The sequence below is a fragment of the Parasphingomonas halimpatiens genome (genome assembly GCF_036663795.1).
GTDB lineage: Bacteria > Pseudomonadota > Alphaproteobacteria > Sphingomonadales > Sphingomonadaceae > Sphingomonas.
The window spans coordinates 14,914-37,696 of the sequence record NZ_JAXOJP010000038.1; the positions used below are offsets into that span (position 1 = coordinate 14,914).

General features: G+C 62.2%; 20 protein-coding genes. 13 read left to right on the forward strand and 7 right to left on the reverse strand.

Features of this window, described 5'->3' with window-relative positions; all coding sequences use genetic code 11:
- Positions 1-138: 138 nt before the first annotated feature.
- Entirely contained in the window at positions 139-2,958 is a 2,820-nt protein-coding gene (traA, locus tag U1839_RS23115; RefSeq protein WP_332805929.1) for a Ti-type conjugative transfer relaxase TraA, read from the forward strand.
- A 10-nt stretch (positions 2,959-2,968) separates the two neighbouring features.
- Positions 2,969-3,565: a hypothetical protein gene (locus U1839_RS23120; protein WP_332805930.1), complete on the forward strand. Its 597-nt coding sequence runs from the start codon at positions 2,969-2,971 to the stop codon at positions 3,563-3,565.
- 330 nt (positions 3,566-3,895) lie between these two features.
- On the opposite strand, the gene U1839_RS23125 is transcribed toward U1839_RS23120, so the two are convergent.
- The 5 genes from U1839_RS23125 to U1839_RS23145 all read right to left on the reverse strand — a co-directional run bounded on the left by U1839_RS23125 (position 3,896) and on the right by U1839_RS23145 (position 9,210).
- Positions 3,896-4,618: an IS6 family transposase gene (locus U1839_RS23125; protein ID WP_332805931.1), complete on the reverse strand. Its 723-nt coding sequence runs from the start codon at positions 4,616-4,618 to the stop codon at positions 3,896-3,898.
- Positions 4,619-4,896: 278 nt separating this feature from the next.
- Positions 4,897-6,345, reverse strand: a complete 1,449-nt coding sequence (locus tag U1839_RS23130) for a hypothetical protein (protein WP_332805932.1) — start codon at positions 6,343-6,345, stop codon at positions 4,897-4,899.
- 37 nt (positions 6,346-6,382) lie between these two features.
- A complete protein-coding gene (locus U1839_RS23135; RefSeq protein WP_332805933.1) occupies positions 6,383-7,753 on the reverse strand; it encodes a hypothetical protein in 1,371 nt (456 codons plus the stop codon).
- Entirely contained in the window at positions 7,750-8,598 is an 849-nt protein-coding gene (locus U1839_RS23140) for a hypothetical protein (RefSeq protein ID WP_332805934.1), read from the reverse strand. Before U1839_RS23140 ends, U1839_RS23135 begins: the two co-directional genes overlap by 4 nt.
- 132 nt (positions 8,599-8,730) lie before the next feature.
- Positions 8,731-9,210 carry a hypothetical protein gene (locus U1839_RS23145; protein ID WP_332805935.1) on the reverse strand — a complete coding sequence of 160 codons (480 nt, stop codon included), beginning with the start codon at positions 9,208-9,210 and terminating at the stop codon, positions 8,731-8,733.
- A gap of 113 nt (positions 9,211-9,323) precedes the next feature.
- Here U1839_RS23145 and U1839_RS23150 point away from each other — a divergent pair, with 113 nt between their 5' ends.
- Positions 9,324-9,698: a hypothetical protein gene (locus tag U1839_RS23150; protein WP_332805936.1), complete on the forward strand. Its 375-nt coding sequence runs from the start codon at positions 9,324-9,326 to the stop codon at positions 9,696-9,698.
- Here U1839_RS23150 and U1839_RS23155 read toward each other — a convergent pair.
- Positions 9,682-11,793 carry an autotransporter family protein gene (locus U1839_RS23155; RefSeq protein WP_332805937.1) on the reverse strand — a complete coding sequence of 704 codons (2,112 nt, stop codon included), beginning with the start codon at positions 11,791-11,793 and terminating at the stop codon, positions 9,682-9,684. The two genes, U1839_RS23150 and U1839_RS23155, sit on opposite strands and share 17 nt — an antisense overlap.
- Positions 11,794-11,897: 104 nt before the next feature.
- On the opposite strand from U1839_RS23155, the gene U1839_RS23160 reads away from it, so the two are divergent.
- The gene (locus U1839_RS23160; protein ID WP_332805938.1) at positions 11,898-13,016 is read left to right on the forward strand and encodes a helix-turn-helix transcriptional regulator; all 1,119 of its coding nucleotides are present in this window, start codon (positions 11,898-11,900) and stop codon (positions 13,014-13,016) included.
- 3 nt (positions 13,017-13,019) lie between these two features.
- Positions 13,020-14,372 (forward strand): amino acid permease, encoded by a 1,353-nt coding sequence (locus U1839_RS23165; RefSeq protein WP_332805939.1) that lies wholly within the window; start codon positions 13,020-13,022, stop codon positions 14,370-14,372.
- An 86-nt stretch (positions 14,373-14,458) separates the two neighbouring features.
- Here U1839_RS23165 and U1839_RS23170 read toward each other — a convergent pair whose 3' ends face one another.
- Positions 14,459-15,181 (reverse strand): IS6 family transposase, encoded by a 723-nt coding sequence (locus U1839_RS23170; protein WP_332805940.1) that lies wholly within the window; start codon positions 15,179-15,181, stop codon positions 14,459-14,461.
- An 862-nt stretch (positions 15,182-16,043) separates the two neighbouring features.
- Here U1839_RS23170 and U1839_RS23175 point away from each other — a divergent pair.
- The 8 genes from U1839_RS23175 (at position 16,044) to U1839_RS23210 (ending at position 22,706) form a co-directional block, all read left to right on the forward strand.
- Positions 16,044-16,763 carry a tetratricopeptide repeat protein gene (locus U1839_RS23175; protein ID WP_332805941.1) on the forward strand — a complete coding sequence of 240 codons (720 nt, stop codon included), beginning with the start codon at positions 16,044-16,046 and terminating at the stop codon, positions 16,761-16,763.
- A gap of 105 nt (positions 16,764-16,868) precedes the next feature.
- Positions 16,869-17,189 (forward strand): RedY/HapK family protein, encoded by a 321-nt coding sequence (locus tag U1839_RS23180; protein ID WP_332805942.1) that lies wholly within the window; start codon positions 16,869-16,871, stop codon positions 17,187-17,189.
- 99 nt (positions 17,190-17,288) lie between these two features.
- Positions 17,289-17,873: an ABC transporter substrate-binding protein gene (locus tag U1839_RS23185; RefSeq protein WP_332805943.1), complete on the forward strand. Its 585-nt coding sequence runs from the start codon at positions 17,289-17,291 to the stop codon at positions 17,871-17,873.
- A 31-nt stretch (positions 17,874-17,904) separates the two neighbouring features.
- Positions 17,905-18,582, forward strand: coding sequence for an ABC transporter ATP-binding protein (locus U1839_RS23190; protein WP_332805944.1), 678 nt, complete (start codon positions 17,905-17,907; stop codon positions 18,580-18,582).
- Positions 18,569-19,708, forward strand: coding sequence for an ABC transporter permease (locus tag U1839_RS23195; protein ID WP_332805945.1), 1,140 nt, complete (start codon positions 18,569-18,571; stop codon positions 19,706-19,708). The genes U1839_RS23190 and U1839_RS23195 overlap by 14 nt, the downstream gene beginning before the upstream one ends.
- A 104-nt stretch (positions 19,709-19,812) precedes the next feature.
- Entirely contained in the window at positions 19,813-21,126 is a 1,314-nt protein-coding gene (locus U1839_RS23200; protein ID WP_332805946.1) for a cytochrome P450, read from the forward strand.
- On the forward strand, positions 21,123-22,001 hold the full coding sequence (locus U1839_RS23205) for a carotenoid biosynthesis protein (RefSeq protein WP_332805947.1): 879 nt from the start codon (positions 21,123-21,125) through the stop codon (positions 21,999-22,001). The genes U1839_RS23200 and U1839_RS23205 overlap by 4 nt, the downstream gene beginning before the upstream one ends.
- 3 nt (positions 22,002-22,004) lie before the next feature.
- Positions 22,005-22,706, forward strand: coding sequence for a hypothetical protein (locus U1839_RS23210; RefSeq protein WP_332805948.1), 702 nt, complete (start codon positions 22,005-22,007; stop codon positions 22,704-22,706).
- Positions 22,707-22,783: the final 77 nt, after the last annotated feature.

A 22,783-nucleotide genomic window follows, 5' to 3' on the forward strand; every position in this document is an offset into this window, starting at 1 on the left:
CAGATATCGAGGCGCTCAATCAGCGGCAATGCTCTGAAATCTCTTGGGATTCACCTGTCCCGACATTGATGAAATCTTTGGAGGGCGCGCTTATACGTCGTGCCGACGTCGCTTTTGAAGTGTAAGTAGATTGCCGTCATGGCGATCTATCATTTCTCGGCGAAGATGATCTCCCGCGCCGCGGGATCGAGCGCGCTGGCCTCGGCCGCCTACCGCTCGGCCACGCGGCTGCATGACGAGCGGCTCGACCGTAGCCACGATTTCTCGAACAAGTCAGGCGTCGTGCATTCCGAGGTAATGCTGCCGGACGGCGCGCCCGAGCGCCTCTCCGACCGGGAAACCCTGTGGAACGAGGTCGAGGCGGTTGAACTGCGCAAGGATGCGCAGCTGGCGCGGGAGGTCGAGTTCGCGATTCCACGCGGGATGAGCAAGGAGGAGGGCATCGAACTTGCCCGCGATTTCGTGCGCGAGGAGTTCGTGTCGCGCGGCATGATCGCCGATCTGAACGTGCATTGGGATATCGGCGCGGATGGTCTGGCGAAGCCGCATGCCCATGTGATGCTCACCACCCGCGAGGTCGGCGAGGACGGGTTTGGTGCGAAGAACCGCGACTGGAACGCCACCTCCCTGTTGGAGAAATGGCGCGAGCGCTGGGCTGAACATGTCAATGAGCGCCTGGCTGCACTCGATATCGATGCGCGCGTCGATCACCGCTCATTGGCAGCGCAGGGCGTCGGCCTGGAGCCGCAGCATAAGATCGGGCCGGCGGCGTCACGCATGGCCGGGCAGGGGCTGGAATCCGAACGGCTCGCTGAGCATCTCGAGATCGCGCATTCCAATGGCGAGAAGATCATCGCTAATCCCAGCATCGCGCTCGATGCGATCACGCGCCAGCAAGCCACCTTCACGACGCGCGACTTGGCGATGTTCGTTCACCGCCATAGCGATGGCAAGGAGCAGTTCGACCGAGTGGTGGGCGCGGTTCGCGCGTCGCCGGACCTAGTCGTGCTTGGCAAGGATGGACGCGGCGAGCAGCGTTTCACCAGCCGTGACATGATCGAGACCGAGCGGCGGCTCGAGCGGGCGACGAGCGCGCTAGCGTCGCAGCGCGGCCATGGTCTTTTGACGGCGACGCTGGACCGTGCCATCGCCGCCGCCGAAAGTCGCGGCCTCTTGCTAGGTCACGAGCAGGCCGCCGCGCTGGAGCACATAGCGACGGGTCCCGACCTTGGCATTGTCATAGGTTATGCCGGCACCGGAAAATCGGCGATGCTCGGCGTCGCGCGAGAGGCGTGGGGGAGTGCGGGCTATTCGGTCCAGGGCATCGCGCTGTCCGGTATCGCTGCCGAGAATCTCGAAAGCGGATCGGGGATCGCGTCGCGCACCATCGCCAGCATGGAGCATCAATGGGGGCAGGGCAGGGAACTGCTCGACCGACAGTCGATCCTCGTCATCGACGAAGCCGGGATGATTGGTTCGCGGCAGATGGAGCGCGTTGTCACGGAAGCCGAGAAGCGTGGCGCCAAGGTGGTGCTGGTCGGCGATCCGGAGCAGCTCCAGGCGATCGAGGCGGGTGCGGCGTTCCGTTCGGTCGCCGAACGTCACGGCGCGGTCGAGATCACCGAGATCCGCCGCCAGCGCGAGGACTGGCAGCGCGATGCGACGCGGCAGCTGGCGACCGGCCGTACTGGTGAGGCGATCGCTGCGTACGACGAGAGCGGTCGTGTCCATGTTGCCGAAACGCGCGAGCAGGCGCGAGATGATCTGATCGATCGCTGGGATCGCGACCGCGCCGGCGCGGTGGGGGCTAGCCGGATCATCCTCACCCACACCAATGATGAAGTTCGCGCGCTCAACATTGCCGCGCGCGAGCGGCTACACTCGGGCGGTCATCTGGGCGAGGACGTGACCCTGCGGGTCGAGCGTGGCGAGCGTTCGTTCGCCGCCGGCGACCGGGTCATGTTCCTGAAGAACGAGCGCGAGCTTGGTGTGAAGAACGGCACGCTTGGGGCTGTGCAGGCTGTCACGCCGACCCGCATTGCGGTGATGCTCGACGACGGCCGCGCAATCGCGTTTGATGTGAAGGACTATGCCCATATCGATCATGGCTATGCGGCGACGGTGCACAAGTCGCAGGGCGTGACGGTCGACCGGGTCCATGTGTTGGCGACACCCGGGCTCGATCGACATGCGGCCTATGTCGCGCTGTCGCGGCACCGCGATAGCGTCGATGTTCACTACGGGCGTGACGATTTCAGTGACCAGGGCAAGCTGGTGCGCGCGCTGTCGCGTGAGCGCGGCAAGGACATGGCGAGCGACTATGCACAGGCGCCGGAGCCTGCACCGGCTGCGCCCGCACAGCGGCGCAATCCGTTTGCCGGGCTGAAGCTGGGCACGGCGCCGGCGATCGCGCCGTCGCGCTCGCCGCTCGACAAGGCGGTCGAGCGCTATGCGCGTACGGTCGCCGATATCGTGCGCATGCGTGGGCAGGGGCTGGCGGAACTGCCGCACCAGACCACGGCCTTTGCCGACGCGGGCAGGGCGTTGAACGAAATACGCCCGGAGGGTGCATGTGATCTGCGCGCCGCGCTAAACGCGGATCGGTCGCTGATCGACCAGGCAGCGGGTGGCAAGACAGCCGCGGCGATCCGCGCGATGGCGCTCGAATCCGAGATCCGCATCGACACAGCGCAGCGTGCCGATCGGTTCGTTACCGACTGGCAGCAAAAGACGAAGATGCTCGAGCGGCTCAACCGGGTCGGCGACTATGATCAGATCGACCGGGCGCGCGACGATCTGACCAGCATGGCCAAGAGCCTGCACCGCGATCCGCAACTCGAGTCGCTACTGCGCCATCGTCGCATCGAACTCGGAATTAAAACGGCTGCAGGCCAATCTTTGTCCCATGACCTCCAGGATATGCCCGCCCTCTCGCGTGGTCGCGGGCTTGGGCGCTAGCCGTGCGCACATGGAACAGAACCAGACCCAGCCCGACCTTTCCGACGATATCGCGCAGGCGTTCGAAGCGCTGCGTGGCGAGGTGAGTTTGACCTGCGCGGCCGTCGAAGGATTGACCGCCGCGCGTGAGCGCATGCCTGATTACAGCGTGACGCTCGCGGAGATATTGGCAGCGCAGAAGAGTGCTGCCGGCGGTATCGAGCGGCTTGAGGGGTCGCCGGCGGCAAGGCTTTCGCCGGCGTCCCTCACAAAGGAGATCGTCAAGGCGGCGGCCGATGCGCGCGCCGAGGATCGCGGCATCTTGCAGCAATATCGGGATGCGATGTCGCATTCGATCGGGCGCCTCGATGGCCTGGTCGAGCGAGGCAAGACGACGCACGAGCAAACTCGTCGCCTGACTTGGATAGGGGCGGGCGGGCTTGCCGCGGGCATCCTGCTTTGGTCGATCCTGCCAGGCGCCATCGCACGGGCATTGCCAGCGAGTTGGCATGTGCCGGAGTGGATGGCGGCGCGCACGATGGGGATGGATATCCATCACGCTGCGGCCCGATTGGTAGAGGTTTCACACACGCCCGCTGGCGGAATTGAACGCGCCGGTACCAACTAGGTTGGCGAGCATGCCGACCGAAATCCCGGCGACCCAGAATAAAGCGCCCGGATTTGCCCTCCAATACGACCCGTGTTGACCCGAAGAGCTACCTCTTCCGTTAACGTCGGCTGCCTGCCAATCGCCTTGTAAAGTTATCAGCGAGCTAAAATTGGCGATGCAGCCCTGGGCTGTGATGGCGGCATACAGTCGTGTCTCAGTTCTCCGGAGCGATCTGGGTGGGGCACTTTGTTTGGTAAACGCACAGCGCTGATGATGGCGCGGGCGGGTGCTGTCAGTCTAACGCGAACTCGTCTCTACACGATGCAGCTTGGGCTTCGCGGTCGAGCCTTAGCCGGCGAGCGCCTGCCACTCGGCCAACGCGGCTGAGCGTCGTTCTTTGAAGGTCTGGCGATCGATGAGATCGCGTTCGGTGCTGAAATGATTGGACAAGCTGGCATGGACAGACGCGAACTTTTGCAGCGTCTTCATTCGCCTGAATCTCGACATCGCCCGCTCTCGTCGTCGGAAGGGCAGGTGGCCGTTCTCCGCCCGGTTGTTGGCCCAGCGGCCGATCTCCTGCTTGTCCTCATTGCCGAGTTCCGTCATCGCAGCCCGGTAGGAGCGCAGGCCGTCAGTGAAAATGGCCTCGGGCGCGCCGTGCCGCTTCTGCGCCTTCTTCATGAAAGCGAGGGCGGCCGCCTTGTCGCGAGTTTTGGTGACGTAGCTTTCGAGAATCTCGCCCTCGTAATCGACGGCGCGCCAGAGGTAAGCCATCTCGCCGTTGAGCTTGACGTACATCTCATCAAGGTGCCAGCGCCAATGGCGGAAGCCGCGCATGTGATTAACGCGCCTGCGACGGATCTCGCCGGCAAACATGGGCCCGAACCGATTCCACCACATCCGCACGGTCTCGTGGCAGACGTCGACGCCGCGCTCGAACAACAGGTCTTCGATGTTGCGCAACGACAGCGGAAACCGCACATACATCATGACCACCACGCGGATCACCGCGGGCGACGAGTTGAAACAGCGAAACGGGCTCGGCGGTTTTGCTCTCGATTTGCGGCTCATCCGCGCACGCTATCATGCCTGCGCCCGTTCTGCCGCATTGGCCTGACAATGCCTCCGTATGCAAACACACCCCATGTCGCGCTAGCGTAAAAGAATGTGGCCGAAACTTGGAGGCGTATGCCGAATTCCGAAATTTGTGCGGCTTTTAGCAGTGCCAGTGATGCGGGCGCTGACCTGCCGCTCGTTCATCGTGCGGGCGTTCCTGGCTGTCTCCGGTGAGTCTCGACGGTATTTGTCGGAAGAAAGGGCCGTTAACAACGCCGCCGTCGGCCACCTGCTCAGAAGGTAATGTTGATGCCAAAGCCGCCGTGCTTGCTCGTTCCGATCGACTGACCAGCAATCGTAGCGTTGACAAAGGCATCGACCTTCACGTTGCGCGTCACGCGGAAACTGATGCGGGCGCCCGGCTCGAAATAGGTGATCTCGCCCGCCGCGACGTTGGCTTGGCCAAATCCGGCAATCGTTGCGCCAATGCTGCTGTGCGATCCGAACGAGCGCGAGACGGTGCCGTCGACCGCGAATTCGACTCGTTTGCCGAACAAGTGCGTATATTGCGCCGACACCCCGGCCATACTCGTCTGGCTCACCCCACGACTGTATTGTGCATCGAACGGATTGCCCGCGCCGGTCGCTTCGGCATAGCTGTTCTGGGTCTGCCAGCTGTGGCCGAGACTGACGCTGCCAGCGAGCTCGTCTCGTGGGGTAAGACGCGATACCCAGCCCGCGCGCGCATAGATGGACATGTTGCTCGTCCGCGTCGCGCCCACGCCTGTCGCAACGCCAGCCCCGGTCATATAGGCGCGCTGATACGATGCGCGCTGTCCAGGCGCGACTGCCCCGCCGATCTCAACATAAGGACGCGACCTGCCCATCGTAGAGGGATCGAAGCGCAGTCCGCCGGCGAACGTATAGGAGTCAGAAATGAACGCCCCCTTTTCCTCGTAATGACCGATCGCAAAGCCGAATAGCGCCGACAGTTCGGGGGTCAGCGTCTTGCGACCGTGCGCGGAGAAGCTGACGCTGCCGAAGGTCACTCCCGCCCCGCCACAGTCGCCGCAACTGACCTGCTCGTTCTTGCCGAGCAGAATCTTGGCGAACAGATTGGCCGTGATCAGCTGCGCCTGCAGGCTGGTCGCAAGCTGAGTGAGCGACTGGTTGAGTGCGTCGACCGTGGTCACGGCGATCGGGCCGATCGGCGGCGGCGTCGGTGTAGGCGCAGGCGTTGGTGTCGGCGTAGGTGTCGCCCCAGAAGCACTTGCCAGAACCTGAACGCCCGTGCGCGCCTCGAATTGGGCCGACGGGTCGTTGACCGCGCTGATTGGGGCTGCCGTCGCCCCTTGCCGACACGTGCCACTGACGTTCGCGTTGCACCAATAGTGGTTCCCCGAGAACAATCCTTGCTGAAACAGCAGGTAGTTCGATCCCGGCCCGCTGTAATCGAACGACAGATTGGTGGCCGTCGCCATCACCGCGTTGCCTTGGATCTGGACCGAACTGTTCGCCGTGTTGATAATGTAAGTTTGCCCCACGCCGTTCAACGTCAGGTCCCATGTCTTGACATTCGTGGTCGTCAGCGTGCCGAGCGTCCCGTCGGTACCGATCTGACCCACGACGCTGCCCCCGCCGATCGTCTGCTTGACGACATAGGTGATGGGATCGGCCAGCGCCGGCGATGCGAACGCCAGCGCGATCAGGGGTGCGGCGAGTGTCAGAGAATCGATGCGCATGGCAAACCCTTAAGTGAGACGACGGCGGTGGCGACGGTCACCGCCCGCACAATGCCGGTTGCAGGTCGAGGCTGTTCATGGCGCTGCCGGGCGTCCGGACCTGCGTTGAGGGCACGGTGATCTGGCTGCCCGGCACCGTGATCTGGTTGCTCGGCATGGCAATCATACCTGAAGGCACCTGAATCTGGTTGGACGGAGCAGTCATCAGCGACGACGGGCGCTCGACCTGCGTCGATGGGATGGCGATAATCGTTGTTCCGTTTTCACCGGGGCGGACGATGTAGCCGCGGTAGACCGTTGCGAACGACCCGCCGTTGATGTCGGCATTGCTGTAAGGCCCGTTGGCGAGATCAGCTGGGATGGTGATCGAAGGCGGCAGCATCGATCTGAGTTGGTCGATGGAAAGCGAGCCGCCCGACGCGTCGGGTCCGCCACCGATCAAGTTGCTGTAGCCTATCGGTGTTCCGTTACTGTCGGTTTCAATCCGAGCACGGCCCGACTCGACAGACGGATTGTTCAGGACTCGCGTGGAAATAATTGCGCCCGTAGTACGATCGTATTTCGAGACGATCACGATCTCGTCGTCACTCGACTCTGCCGAAGAACCAGGGGGCATTCCCGCAGCGTACCCGGTACCCGGTGCATTGGCGGCCGTCGATGACAACCCGGACGGTTTGGGTTTCGGCCATTTCTTCCAGTCCGACCCATATTCCGCGCTGTTGCGACGGATGTCGCCGGAGATGTTTGCAATTACAACATCGCGACGAGCCTGCAACTGGTCGCGCACCGTCTCGATCTTGTAGAGGTCCGCTTGAAGCGACCGTTCAAACGAATTCCTGACTTTGTCGCTGACGCGCGCTGACTCGGATCGTACTTTCCCTTTATCGGTCGCCGAAGCGTTCGGGCTGGCTAGGATCAGGCCAGCCCGCGCGGCGACGATGCGGTCTAGCTCGGCTCCATATTCATTCAGCATCGGACGCAAGTCTTCTTGAATTGCGATGCTCGTTTGCAGTGAAGCGTCGATTGCGTTGTAAATTGCCGCGGATTGCTCGCGTACCTGGCTATCCGTACCGCCCATGGTAAACCCGCCATTACGATCGAGCATGACACCGACTTGCCCGACGACGTCGCGTAGGTTCCCCGAACTCGCAAGCGTAATAGTCTTGGTAACTCGACTGGCGAACTTGTTCGTAGCCTCATCTAACCGCACGAGCGAGGCATCAACCTGCCGCAGGAGCTCGTCGCCTTGTGCCTGAGTATAATATCCTTTGGCGATATCTGCTTTTACTACGTCATCAAACGCATTGTTCGACGCCGCCATAGCAGCTTTGTAAGTTTGGGCACTAGCGATCGTCGTACCTCCACCGATCACCACTGCAGCAGCGGCAGCAAGGAGCAAAATTCTCATCGCAATACCTCCTGCTCGGCGTAGCTCGACATCGATGCGCTTGCGATCTGGACGGGTGCATCGTTCTTGCGCTCGAAACTGACGAACAAGGCGACGCCGGGCATAACGGGACTTTGCATGACGAGTGTCCAGTCGGTGCCGATGCGAAAGGCCGTCACTGCGCGCAACGTCAGCCGAGTGTCGGGATCGAGCCCGGCGATGGCGCGCTTCAGCGCAGGCCGAATGCCCTCGGTCTCGGGTCCGCTGAAACTGAGCAGCTCATAGGCAGCGATAACCGCGCGAGCATAGCCGGGCGCTTGCCGCATCGCAGCGAGTGCCGCGTCGGCTGCGCGAACCCGCGCCCCCACATCTCCGGTAGCGTTCGAGGGCGGAGTCGGCACCGTCCAACCATCGGCGGTGAAACGCGAGAGATCCTGCGCTGCGGCGACAAATTGCGTGCTTACCGCCGATCGATCGATATCACCGACCAGCAAAGGCGGACTGGCTGCGGCGGGACGCATATTTTGTCCGGTCACGCTCCAGGCCCTGGTGACGGTCCAGTTGCTTCCCACCCGACGCCACTGAACTGCAAGCCCTGCATCGAACAGCGGGTTGTACCATAGCGTTTCGCCAACCTCGGTCGACTGATGCCGTATCTGCACCGAGCCCGTGATGAGTTGAGGCCATGTGCGGCGGTCTGCTTCGCTCGTCCTGAGTGCGCGAGCCAATATGGCTCGCGATGCCGGATCGAAGCCGGCAAGAAACCGTTCGTTGCTCGCCGACAATCGAACGCGTGCAGCGGCGGCCACTGCCAATAAGGTCGGCTGAAGTTGCTGCGCCGGGCGCTCCGGTATCGCCGACGGCAAGGCAGAGGGCTCCCTAGAAGCAAGCGGGCCGTGCCACATTGAGATCACGATCAAGAGCGCAAATCTTCGCCCCCTACCGTTCGTCACGCTTCTATAATTTCCGCTCATTCCGCAGCTCCGGTTGCCAGAGAGTTATTGACCATCGCCACTTGCGAGCAGCTCGGCGGTCGGCACTGTCGTCGCAGCCCCGATGGCGACGGCCGGATCGGCAACTTCGTTGGGCACTTCGCTGGTGACTTCGCCGGAACCGGTGTCGCGGATGGTGGATTGGTCACGCATGTTTTGGCTGAACGCAGTTCCCGCACGGTCTTGGACTGCCTGGTTTCGCTCCCAACCGCTCGTCGTGTCCGACGGGGAACTCGAAACGACGCTTCCTCCGCTTTGGGTTTGCTCCATCTGATATTGGCCGCCGGCGGCGTAGGTCGGCCCACCGTTTCCGGTGCGCTCGAAATTGCCCTGGCGATCGCGACTAGCGTCGGCGTAGTCGCTTAGTCCGACACGCTGCCCTGCGTTGACGCTGCCAAGGCATACCAAGACAGCGATACCGCCGATGAGCCATTTCTTGCGCGGACTATATCCCGCCCAAATCGCCTTGATGTCGTTTAAATCCATGGCCCGAATCTCCAACAATGTCGTGCACATGGTAGCGCGGGCACATCCCCACGAATATCCGCCAGATGGGGAGGCCATCGTCGGCCATTGACCTTTGACATGCAGACGTTCCCATGGCTGCGCCACCGCATCCGACCCAAGACGGCACCGAACTCGACTATGCCGCAACGCGTCCCTTGCGACCGTTCGCGCTGGCGGCTGGTTTGTCGGCTGGGCTGTTCGCGCTTAGCGCGGTGATCCTCTACGTCACGCTCAGAACACCGGCGCTGGCCGGACGGGCCGATCCGCTTGCGCTCCCCTCCGTGCAAAAGCTGCGTCCCATCCCCGCTTGCCGAAAGTTCGGCGATGGGTGCTACGGTCGCAATCCCGCCGACGAACCGTGTGACAAGGAACTGAGTTCTTTCAGGCATAGTTATCTCGCACTCCGTATTGTGATGCGGTCATCGACTCGACGAACCAGAACGCCCACCCTCAAAACGTACTGCTGACGCCGACCCTGAAGGCCCGATCCGTATTGCCATCTTGCGCGAGCAGGCTGCCGTTGGCGAATAGCGTGAGGTGCGAGGCAATCTGGAATGCCGCACTCGCCGTCATATCGCCACCCCAGCGATTGGTGGCAGGGGCAGTGACAGCCAGCCCGGTTATCGTCGGGTAATTGACGAAACTGACCGCACGGTTGGGCGCGGTGTCGCCATCATAATGCACGGCCTTTACGCCCACGGAGAGGTTAAAGTGTGATGTCACAGGAATTTCGGCATTCACGCCCGCCCATTCGCGAGTGCGGCTTTGCGTGCCGCGCGGCCCCGCCACGGCGTAGGTGGAGCCCATCTCGCTAAAGCCGTTGAGCTTGACAGACGAGTAACTGATACCAGCCAAGGGCGTGAGAATGAGCCGCCCAGGCGCCACGCTAATCCGGGCACTGACTTCAGCCCCCGCCCAAGCATTGCGTACCTGTTCATTCGCTGTGGACGTCTGTGTAATCGTGGGAATGGTCACGCTCGTATTAACCGATCCGCCACCGATCCCGCCACCAATCAGAAGCGATACGCCGTGCGGCGCACCGACTCGGGCAAAGACGGCTCCTTGCGTGAGCTTCAGCCGCCCGCTTTCGCTGCCATCGCTAAGGGCCAGGTTGGTGGTGCCATAATCAATGCCCGCGCCCAGCGTGAAGCCTGACGACACTTGGTAGAGGATCCCACCATCGACACCCGATCCGCTGCGCGCGTCTCCCGGCGCGGTGCCCAGCCCGCGGGTGCTGTTGGTATGGCCCCAATATTCAAACCACGGATGCCAGCGCGTGGACCCGCGGCTATCGGCCTGCGCCAAGCCGCGCCCCAGAAAGCCCTCGCTCTGGTCAAACGCGGCGACGGATGCGACGGCGTGGATCACCCCGATGGGCTTGACCACGCCTTGGATGAGATAGGTCTCGCTCGTCAGGGTGGTGTTGATGATCGTATCGACTTGATCAACGTAATAGGTGTCATTTCTGGTCGTGACGAGGGCTATGCCACCGAAGCCAAAGCGCAGTCGATTACCCGGCAGCGCGGCGCAGACCGGCCGCACGGCAGAGGGAATGCTGGCCGCCACGGCGCTGCAATCGCTGAGCGTCCCGACCAAAACCGGCGCGGTGCTGGTGCCGGGCTGATCACTGACCTGAACCGTCTGAACCCCATTATAGGCCGGGTCGGGAACGTACGATGGCCCAGTTGTCAGCGAAAGAAACGGAAGGCTGCCGGTTCCGCCAACATATTCGACAGTTGCGACACTGTCCAATTTGGCAATACGATTCAGCGTATAGCTGGATTGCGTCTGCGAAGACGTGGTGACGTTGTGGCTGATCAACGTGGGCGCGGAGATGACGACGCCGGGGCCGCCAACGGTGGTGATTGCCAGTCGCGCAGCAGCAACCCCGGCCTGAACCGCGCTGCTGCCATAGGCCTGATCAAAGGATTGGTTATACAGCAGCGTACCGCCGATAATTTTGCCCTGAATCGTCGTTTTGTAGCTATCGACCGTGCTGGTGGTTTGCGTGGCTGGGTTGAAGACCAGTGTCTGGGTGTTGGCATCATAGAAGGTCGTGGAGTCGCTTGACGCCTGATAGGGGGGCAAGTGTGGCAGAGTTAAGACATATATTGGGGCACCTGAATACTGGTTGGGTATAGAAGTAACGAGAGAAATTTGCTCTGGATGTGCTTTTGCATAGTCGCAAAAAGAAACGCTGCCAACGGCAAATCCATTCGCAACTTCTGAAGTTAAGCCGCGCAACCCGTTCAAATCGGCACCATACGCCTGGTGACCGTATATCTGATGACCGTCGATTATGCAGGTGCCAGCCGGTGGCAGGGCGCTTTGCGCCTGCGCCGGTGCAATGAAGCCCAGGTTCATTGCAGCGCCGCCTAAAAACAGTGCCGCCAAAGCACGTAAGCCGCCGCGCTGCTTAATGATTGGAGCGTTCATAAATCCCCTGATTGGTCTAACAGTTTCGAACCGGGGGCCACGCTCGATCAGGAAGCAATTGATTGTATCGAGTAACGTGTCCGTATTCTCGGCATCCCGCGTTTCGGCGCAGCGCGCATGGCCCATTTGAGCTATGCGGCGCAAGAATTTTGAATTAATCTTCTATTTTCCCGCTGATTCGCGCGACTATTAGGGAGTGTGCCGCGATGGGCGTTGGCGGAACCGGAGCGATGAGCGACGAGCGCCTGATCGATCTCATCTACGATGCGCCCTACGACGACCAGCTGTGGATGCCGCTGCTGGGCGAGCTGGCGGATCGCAGCCGCGCCTCTCCGGCAAACGTCCTGGAACTGAATGTCATCGAAGGGAATGGCGACGGCATCTGCTTTCGTACGCCGTCCGATATCCTGCAGGTCTATCGTTCCGAGTGGACGCAAGCCAATTCGCTGCTGCTGGTCGACGATCTTGCCGAATATTCGGATGCCTGGACGCCAACCATTCTACGTGACAGCGACTGGATCGATCGCGAGCAATTTGAACGCAGTGCATATCTGAACGAATTCCTCGATCCGATCGAAGCAGCGCACAATCTGACGATCAGGCTTTCGCTCGACGGGCCGTGGCTCACCACGATCGGGCTCGGTCGGCCCCGACGCAAGGGGCCGTTCGAAGACGGAGACATCGCGGCCGTCGCGCCGTTCCATTCCCATCTGATACGCGCCTCCCGGCTGCGACGCGAGCTCGCGCTGCAGCAGAGCCAGCTCGATCACCTTGACACCCTGCTCGACACATCGCCGCAAGCGCTGTTTTTCATCGACGAGCACCTTAAGGTGGTCCGGTGCACGGTCGCCGCCGAAACGCTGATGCGCAACGGCGAATTGCTTCGCCTCATCGACGGGCGACTGCGCGCCGTCGATCCGAGCGCCGAACTGGCACTTGAGACAGCGCTAAAGGCGGCGTTCCGTTCGGGGCCGCCATCCGAACCGCTGGTCTTGACTGGACGCAACGGGCGATCGAGTCTGACGTTGTCGGTATCGCGCATGGGCGAACGCGCCGCGGCCGGTTTCTCCCGGTCGCGCTGCCTGTTGGTTGCCGCCACCTACGCCAGCGCCCCGCAATCGACGCCGCAGTTTCTGCTGCGCGAACGCTTCGGGCTGACGGGCGCCGAGGCGCGCCTCACGCTTGAGCTTTTGGCCGGTGCCCGCCTACGCACCCTGTCGGAAAGCAATGCGGTTTCGATCCATACGCTGCGCAACCAGCTGAAATCGGTTTTCGACAAGACGGGATGCAGCCGGCAACAAGATCTGATCCGGATGCTGGCGGCGCTCGACATACCCGTGGCCGAATAGCGGGTGCCTGTCGGTGGCACGGGGGCAAAGACGGGATCGGCGGTCGGGCTTCGACGGCTGGGTCTGATCGGGTTCACGCTTTCCGCGCTGTCGCCAGCGGCATCGATATTCATTACCGGCTCGGTTTTGCTTAAGCTGGCGGGAACAGGAACTGCGCTCGTCCTGATCGTGGGAGCGGCCATCGCGACGCTGGCGGCGTTACTCTACGCTGAGGTCGCCGGGGCGGCACCGCATGCGGGCGGGATCTATGCGGGCCTGCGGCTTTTGCTTGGCGTCTGGGCAAGCGACATAACGATTGCGCTTACCTTGATGACCGCACCCGCCTATCTCGCCTTTTCGGCCAAAGGGCTCGCGCGTTATCTGGGGGCAGGCACCTCCATGTCTGGAGTTTTGCCGATCGCGGGCGCAGCGTTGATTGCGGCCGGGGTCGGTGCCACCCTCAAATTGCGCAGCGGCATCCTGATCGCGATGGCGCTGTTGGTGGTCGAACTGCTGGCGGTGGGTTCGCTGGTGGGACTGGCTGCGACCGGCATCGTCCGCCCGCTCAGCGAGGTAATCGCCCATCCGCTGATGATCGGCGGCGGCGCGCCTCACCCTGCGAACGGCATGGCACTGGCGTTCGCCACGATTGCCGCGACCTTTGCGTGTTCGGGGGCGGTGTGGGGCAGTTATTTGGGCGAGGAGACCGGCCAGAAGCCGCCGCAGTTCGGCAGCACGTTGGCGCTGGTCGGGCTGATTGGCGCGCTTCTGGTTGCGGTGCCGCTGATCTTGGTCACGCTCGCCATTCCCGATCTCGTTGCGACACTTGGCACCGACTCGCCGCTGACGACGTTCGTCGCAGGGCGCGCGGGCGATGGATTTGCGCGGCTGCTGGGCTTCGTCATCGTCGCGGCGATCTTCGCCAACCTGCTGACCATGACGATCGCCCTGTCGCGCTTTGTCTTCGCAACGTGCCGCGAGGGTATCTGGCCTGCCTGGGTGGGGAGCTGGTTGGGCCGGCTCGATCGGCGCGGTGTACCGGTCGTCGCGACACTCGCGCTGGTGATCATCGCGCTGCCGTTGTTGCTGTTATCGGAGCAGACACTGGTCATCGCGCTGTCGGCCGAGTTGATCAGTCCATTGCTGGTCGCGCTGGCGGTTGTGGTCGGCCGGCGCAGCGCGCGAGGCGTTCGATACCGGGTGCCGGCATATCCGCTCCTGCCGCTGGTCTGTGCGGTGCTGGCGTGCGCATTCCTTCTACTGGAATGGAACGATGCTCAAACCGGCCGAAAAGGATTGATGGCGATGGCGGTTGTGATCCTGATCCAGGCACTGACGCGGGCGTTCCTCAGGTGGCGACGACGCCTATCTGGATAGCAGCGGGTTTCAATCCACGGCTCGGTGCTGTCAGTCTAACGCGAACTCGTCTCCACACGATGCAGCTCGGGCTTGGCGGTTGAGCCTCAGCTGGCGAGCGTCTGCCACTCCGCCAGCGCGGCCGAGCGGCGTTCTTTGAAGGTTTGGCGGTCGATGAGATGGCGTTCGAGATTGAAGTGATTGGAGAGGCTGGCGTGGACAGAGGCGAACTTCTGTAAGCTCTTCATTCGCCTGAATCTGAGCATCGCCCGCTCTCGTCGTCGGAAGGGCAGGTGGCTGTTCTCCGCCCGGTTGTTGGCCCAACGACCGATCTCCTGCTTCTCGGCATTGCCGAGTTCGTTCATCGCAGCGCGGAACGAGCGCAGGCCGTCGGTGGTGATCGCCTCAGGCGGCCCGTGCCGCTTCAGCGTCTTCTTCGTGAAGGCAAGAGCGGCAGCTTTATCGCGGGTTTTGGTGATGAAGCTCTCGAGGATCTCGCCCTCGTGATCGACGGCACGCCAGAGGTACACCAACTCGTCATTCAACTTTACGTAAATATCATCAAGGTGCCAGCGCCAGTGGCGAAAGCCCCGCATGCGGCTGACCCGCGCCCGACGGATGTCGCCTGCGAACATAGGCCCGAACCGGTTCCACCACATCCGCACCGTCTCGTGGCAGACGTCGATGCCGCGCCCGAATAGAAGGTCTTCCACATCCCGTAGCGACAGCGGAAAACGCACGTACATCATGACCACCATGCGGATCACCGCAGGCGACGAGTTGAAACAGCGAAACGGGCTCGGCGGTTTTGCTCTCGATCTGCGGCTCATCCTCGCTCGCTAGCACCTGCCCCGTTGGTCTGACAGCGCCACTGCGCCCGCTCCGCATGAGGATAGCGGGGGACACGTAGAGGAGTCGCTCGGATTGATAGCGCCCGATCGACCGTTCGACGCACGCGGTCGTCTGGCCCTATATTATGTCAGTTTTGTCCAATCCTGCCGCGTCGCAAAGACGCATAGAGAACTGCGGACTTCGGCTGAAAAATTGGCAAAGGGCTTTGCATGAAGATGAAGAGGAAGCTTGTTGGCTTGGGGGTCGGCGCCTTTGGTGCGTTGTTCCTCGCCAATTCGACCTAGGCGGCGTGCAGTGACGGCAAGAACCGCCAGATAAAAGTGATCAACGATACCAGCTTCTCGATGCGCGAGCTTTATGGCTCGAACGTCGGTGCGGATTCGTGGCAGGAGGACGTGCTGGCCAGCAAGGTGCTTGGCCCGGGGTAGGCCGTTACGATAAATTTCGACGACGGGTCTTGCTATTGCACTTTCGACTTCAAGGCCGTGTTCTCCGACGACACCTCGACCATCGGACGCAGTTATAACGTCTGCACGGAGTCGGCTTGGCGTATTCACGAATAGACCATCTCACGATTGTAATTCACGTACATTTCGCCGAAGTGCCTTTGATCTGCAGCTCATCCGCGCTCGCGATCATTCCCCCAGCTGGGCTGCCATTTTGGTCTGACAATGCCGGCCAGCAGCTTACCGCTGCATCAAAGGCCGAACAGATGGCAGCATCCGACCACTTGTCTAAACCTCAAGAAACCGCTTGCAACCAAAGGGGCATCCACAGATGTAGAGCGGCTCGCGCTAGACTGACAGCCCCTGACAGCACCATCTCGATCTGATAGGCAATATGGCACATGGCGAGCAATTCTCGATGAGCAAATGCGCGACCTATTTGACCCTCATTCTGCTAATCGCGATCGGCATGACGCCTTCCGCTTTCGCGCAAACGACCACGTTATCCGCCGTCGATAAAGCAAGTATCGCCGCCCTGAACGAAGGAAGTGCTGGTGCCGCCACCTATGAAGCCAAGGACTATGCGTCAGCCGCCAAGCATTACGCTGCGGCCTGCGCGGGGGGAAATGCCGCCAGCTGTTTCTATCTTGGCCAGATGGATGAAGACGGCGTGGGTGTTCCGCAAGACAAAAGCAAGGCGGTGGCGCTGTATAGCAAAGCATGCGCTGCCGGCTATCCGAGCTGCTTCAACGCAGCCGTTCTGTATTATCAAGGCGAGGGCGTCCCGCAGGACAGGCTAAAGGCGGCAGCGCTTTTCGACGAGGCCTGCTCCATCGGCAATGCGAACGGCTGTGCTGTTCTCGGGCTGATGTACCTCGCGGGTAATGGCGTCATCCAGAACAAACCCAAGGCGGTGGCGCTTTTCGTAAAGGGTTGTGCCGGTGGCAGTGGGAACGGCTGCCTAAACCTCGGTAACCTTTATGCCAAAGGAGACGGCGTTCCGCAGAATTACGACTCTGCCATTGTACTATACAAAAGAGCATTGGAGATTGATCCCAACGACGTCGATGCCAAGAAAAATCTCGGACTTGCCGATGGATTGCGCAAAAAGTGACGGGCGCGGTTCGGGCAGCGATTAATTTTGGGGGCTGACAAGAGTTCGGCTGGTTTATGTCGTCTGCATCTAATCTGATGCTGAATTTTATGGATGGAGAGCGGCATGTCACAAATCATTATCACTTATTCTTTGCAAGACGGCGTTACGCCAGCAGCCTTCGAGGCGTGGGTAAAAGATCACGATCATCCGACGATGCGCGGCCTGGCCCGCGTCGAGCGGTTCGAAACCTACCGCGTGACAGGCCTCCTGATGGGCGAAGGTGCGCCAAGCTGTAGCTATATCGAGATATTCGATGTGCCGGACCTCGCGGGATTCACGGGCGAGGACATGCCCGGCGCCACGGTACAGGGGATCATGGGGCAATTCATGGGCTTTGTAAGCGCGCCGCAGTTCCTGGTGGCAGAAGCGATCGATCCGACATGATCGCGGGCGCATCAGGGCTTGATCAGAGCAAGCGCATCATCGGGCAACGACCGGGCGATGGTCATGACAGGATTGGGTAACTGGCGAAGGGCGCCAGCCATGCTCTGTTCCACGACGAGCGCGCTTTTAATCGCTGTGGCGCTCGTCGCAAGTGGTGCCGGCCATGCGCAGGCTGTCGATCCCGCGGATCCGATCCGAGCGCTAACCACCGTGCTTGCCGGGCAAGGCGCGCGCGCGCCCGCTGCGGAGGCAGTTCGGGCCGCGGTTGAGCGATCGTTCGATGTGGAGGGATTGGCGCGGGGCGTCCTCGCCGGCCTTGCCGCTGGCGCCACTCCCCGGCAGCTCGACCGGTTCCGTCGGGCGTTGGCCGGCAGAATCGCTCGCGATTTGCGCGGTCGACTGCGCACCGATCAACGCTGGACGCTCGATATCGTTCAGACCCGCGAGATTGGGCCCGAGGAGTGGCTCGAAACGTCGCGGGTCACGGTATCCGGCAAGGGTGCACGGACAATCGCGTGGCGGGTACGATCCGCCGGAGGGAAAGCAGTGATCGTCGATGTGCTCGGCAACGGGACGAGCATGATCAGAACTCTCCACAACGACTATGACGCGGCGTTACGCCGGTTCGGTCTCGATGGTGTGATCGACCGGATGGAGGCGAGCACGCGTGTGGGGCGAGGCTAAGCGACTAAGCCAAAGGGGCGGGGAAATGGGCTTGGACGATCCAATCCTCGTCGTCGATGACGTTCGCCGCGAGTTCGATGGCGGCACAATTGTCGCGCTCGATGGTGTATCGCTGGCGATCGGGCGGGGGGAGTTGGCGGGGGTCTACGGGAGCAACGGCAGCGGCAAGTCTACCTTGCTCAATATCATGGCAGGGCTCGACCTGCCAACGGGAGGCAGCGTTACGTTCGCCGGCCACCGCGCGCCCGGAAGCGATGAATGGACGGCGCTCCGGGCAGGGGCAATCGGGATGATCTTTCAGGACTTCAACCTGCTGCCCACACTCACCGCTTCGGAAAACGTTCAAATTGCGATGTTCGGCGCGGTGCGCAGCGCCGCCGAGCGACTCCGCAGGGCGAGCGCGCTGCTCGAGGAAGTCGGCATCACGCATTGCGCGGGCCGATTGCCGCCCCAACTCTCGGGTGGCGAGCGCCAGCGTGTAAGCATCGCGCGCAGCTTGGCCAACCACCCCGAGTTACTGCTGGCCGACGAGCCGACCAGCAACCTGGACACGAAGGCGGGCGCCGCGGTGACCGACCTGCTGATCGATCTGCAAAAGGTGCGCGGCATCGCGCTAGTGATCGTCACGCACCAGCCCGCGCTGCTCGAGCGCTGCCCGCGCCGGATTGGTTTGATGGACGGCAAGGTAATCCACGATGTTCGCGACTAGAGGCGCGATGACCTGGTACGGGTTGATCGCGCGAAACCTGCTGCGCCGCCCGGGGCGTGCAGCGTTCACGCTGCTCGGCGTCGCATTCGCGGTCGCGAGCTATATGACGCTCACCGGGCTGACGCGTGGCATGGAAGAAAGTGCCGACGCTAGCATCAGCGAACGTCGTGTCGACATGGTGGTGACCGATCGCGGCACGACCGACGTGTTCGCCGGATCGCTGCCTGAAGCGCTGACGGAGGCGATCCGCAAATCGCCCGGCGTCTCCGACGTCGCCAGCGAGCTCGACGCCTCACTCGAGGTCTCCGGTACCTCGCAGGCGATCGTAGCGGGTTGGCGCACCGACCAATTCACCTGGCGTGAGATGCGCCTGAAGCGCGGCCGGCTGCCCCGACCGGGCGAAGGCGCGGTCGTCCTTGGCGAGGCGCTGGCACAAGCGGCGGGCGTGGATCTGGGCGGCGAAATCGAACTGAACTTCACGCAGTTTCGCGTCGTCGGCATCGCAAGCTATGACAACAACCTGCTTAGAAGCATGGCATTCATGCCGATCAGCGACATGCAGGCGCTACTCGTCCGACCGGGCCAGGTCACCCTGTTCCAGGTCCGGCTCCAACGCCCCGGCGACGCGGCAGCCCGGGAAACGACGCGCGCCGCCATCGCAGCGCTACGCCCCAACCTGAACGTATCCACCACCGCCGAGGCGATGCGATCGAGCCGGCTCATCCAGATGATCGATTCGAGCTCGCTCGCGATCTCGATCGTCGCTCTCGTGATCGGCTGTCTTTCGGTGATAAACACGCTGGCGATGGGCGTGGAGGAGCGCACCCGCGACATCGGTATCCTCGCCTCGATCGGCTGGCCCAAGCAGCGAGTCCTGATGCTGATCCTGTCCGAAGGCTTCGTGCTCGCGGGTGTCGGCGGCCTGCTTGGTGTACTGCTCGGCTGGATTGGGAACGACCTGTTGGTTCACTCGATCGTCCCGGGCGCGGAACTGCGCGTCGCCGCCAAGTTCGGCCAGGCGCTCAGGGCCGAGACAATCGCGCTCGTTCTTGGGCTGATCGGCGCGGCGGCGCCGGCGTGGCGCGCCTCGCGCCTTTCGCCCGCCACGGCGCTGCGGCGGCAATGATGTGGCGCAGCGCGACAGACGAGGCGGGGGGGGCCGCGTCGCCGGAGATTATCCGGTCGAGACTGGTTCCACCGTTCCCGGTTCCGCCGGCATTGGATCTTTCGATGCCGCGTCTGATTGCGCGCCTGCGGAGCAATGCGCTCGCCGCGTGGCCCAAGCGCGCCTATGAACAGATGTTCCTTCACCGTCGCACTCTTGGGAGGGATTCCTACCTAATAAACGACCCCGATGAAGCGCTGCGGATTTTCCGTTCCGACACGCGCATCTACGAGAGGCCGCTCGGCTTCCGCAGGCTGTTCAGGCCCATTGTCGGCGGCGGCCTCCTACTTGCAGAAGGTACGGAGTGGCGCGAGCAGCGTCAGCGGATAGCGCCGGTGTTCAATGGCCGACATGTCGAGAAACTAATTCCCCGATTCCGGTCGGTCGGCGAGCGGTTGCTGCACCGCCTGGACGGCGCGGCAAAAGCGAATTTCTCACAGCTATTCGACGACGTTTCGATCGACGCCATAGGGACAGCGGCATTCTCCATGGATCTGAACTCGCTCACGCAGCGAATCGGAAACTTTCGGACGAATTACATGCGCTGCGCCAGGGCTTCGCTCCTCGACCACTTGGCCAGAAAAGAACGGGACTTCCTCCTGGGCTGGGGGCCGAGGGGGCGACATGGGCGCCGGGGAAGGGCGATTGTTCGCGAGATCATCCGCGACCGCCGCAGCGGCGCCGGTCACAACCTCGGCTCGCAGGATTTTCTGGATCTGATGCTGGCCGCCCGGCGCGATGGCGAAGCGCTGAGCGATGACGACATTTGTGACGAAGTCGCAACGATCCTGGGTACGGGGTTCGACACGCCTGGGCGCGTCATGTTTTGGACGGTCTACCTGCTCAGCCTCGATCGCGGCGCGCAGGAGCGCGTCCGGCAGGAACTACGGCTTTTCCCACCGAACCGGGTGCGCCAGCTGAGCGACCTCGATCGCTGGCCCTTCCTGCACAAATGCATATGGGAATCTCTCAGGCTGTACCCCCCGCTACAGGCAATGATCCGTGTGCCGCGCGTTCCGGTCGAGATTTGCGGTCGCGCGATCAAGCCAGGGTCTTACGTAACCGTGTCGCCTTGGGTCATGCACCGCCATGAATCGCTCTGGGACGAACCGAATGCCTTTCTCCCGAACCGTTTTCCCGAGAGTTCGAGTGCGTCCATGCGGATGCGCGGCTTCATCCCGTTCGGTATCGGCAATAGGATCTGCGTCGGCGCCTCCTTCGCGATGACCGAAATCGCGCTGATCCTGGCGATGCTGCTCGAGCGCCATGAAATCCTCCTCGACGACGATCGACCGATCCTGCCGGTATCGGTAGTGACGACGGTCCCCAGCGCCGAGCCGGTCTTTCGCGTGAGACCTATGCTGCGGGCCACGATGTGAAGGAACCGGCAACTTGCTCGGAATATTGGTTTGTTGTCGGCGGCAGCGTAATGGTCGCCGGACAGGGGATCAATTTGTGGCTTCGTGGCATGTACGGCGCCCCTGTATCGACCGTGGCATTCGTCGCGATCATTGCGGCATTCGCGACCTGGCATGGGATGTTGCGCTACGGCTTTGCCAGGGTCTTTGCCTTCGGCATCGTCGTGACGGCGATCAGCTGTGGCTACGAGATCTGCTCGATGCTGACCGGTTTCCCGTTCGGCTGGTACCAATATACCGACAAGATCGGCCCTAAAGTCGGCTTCATCCCGCTCGTGGTTCCCCCGACCTATTTCGCCATGGGGTATATCTCATGGACGGTCGCCCAATCCCTACTGTCGATTTACGACAATGCCATTTCGGGAGCGCGCCTGTTCGCGGTTCCCATTGCAGCGTCGTTTGTGATCGTCGCCTGGCATCTGCCGATCGATCCGGTCCACGGTACCATCGGCAGTTATTGGATCTGGCGCGATGGCGGTCCTTTTTTCGGAGTGCCTTTGCGCAACTTCGCGGGCTGGTTCCTGTGCGTCTGGACGTTCTTCATGGGCTTCGCTGGCATGAACCGGGTCATGCCGCCCTCGCCCATTCCCCCGATCGCCCGACGCCGGTCCTACTGGCTCCTTCCCACCTTGATGTATGCCAGCTTCACGCTGGATCATCTCGGCGCGCTGAGCGGACGTGGCAGTGTGGCGGTGACGACGCGAGACGGTCATGTTTGGTGGACCGGCGACATCTATGCGTCGATGGCGTTGCTGGCGATTTTCACCGCCGTCCCGATTGCGCTCAATGCGACCTATCGCATATTTTGCGACCTTCCACCGGGATCGGAGGGCTAGCGCGTGAACAGGTCGCGCCCGGCTTCCAGCGATATTGGCGACATCCGCGCCTCCGTGGTCGCCAACATCGAGACGTTGGAAGCGATGTCGTTTGTCGAGGGCTTCGGGGTCCACCGCTTGTGCGCTGGGCTCTACGCCAGGGCGTACCGGTGTCTCCTCGCGCATTTCGAGACCCTGCCCGACCCTGCCTTCGCGTATCTCGTAATGGTCCGGTTCCATGATCTCTACGTCCACCGCGTCCTGCGACCCGCGCTGTGTGGCAGGCGCGCGACCAACGCCCATTGGCGGCGCTATGCAGCGCTGGCCGCGCGGACGACCATGGCAAGCCCGATCGGCGACCATTTCAGACTCCTCTCGCTTGGCGCGCGCGCGCATGTCCGATACGATCTTGTGGATGCGATTTGCCTCGCGGTCGTCGACCACCGGCGGCTATTCGGACATGACCCCGATCTGGACGCGGTAGGCTCCCCCCTGCTCGGCGCGCCGACCAGCGGCGCGTTCTACCAAGCAGCGCTGGACTATAATGCGATGCACCGCGTCTCGCAGCGCGGCTGGCGCCGGGTGCAACTCACCCTCCATGCAGGGCTCGCACAAGTTTCCCGCCCGCTCTGGCTTGCCATCCTCCAATCGTGGCGCCGCGCCGCGTGGCGCGACGCGATGGCGGTCTTAGAGCCCGAGCGGAAAGTGGTTGAGCGATATCAGTAGGTTGTGATTCACCGTCGTTGTCGAGACGATAGGAGAAGCAGATGGCCTGGACTGATACCGCCCGCCGGCAACATAGG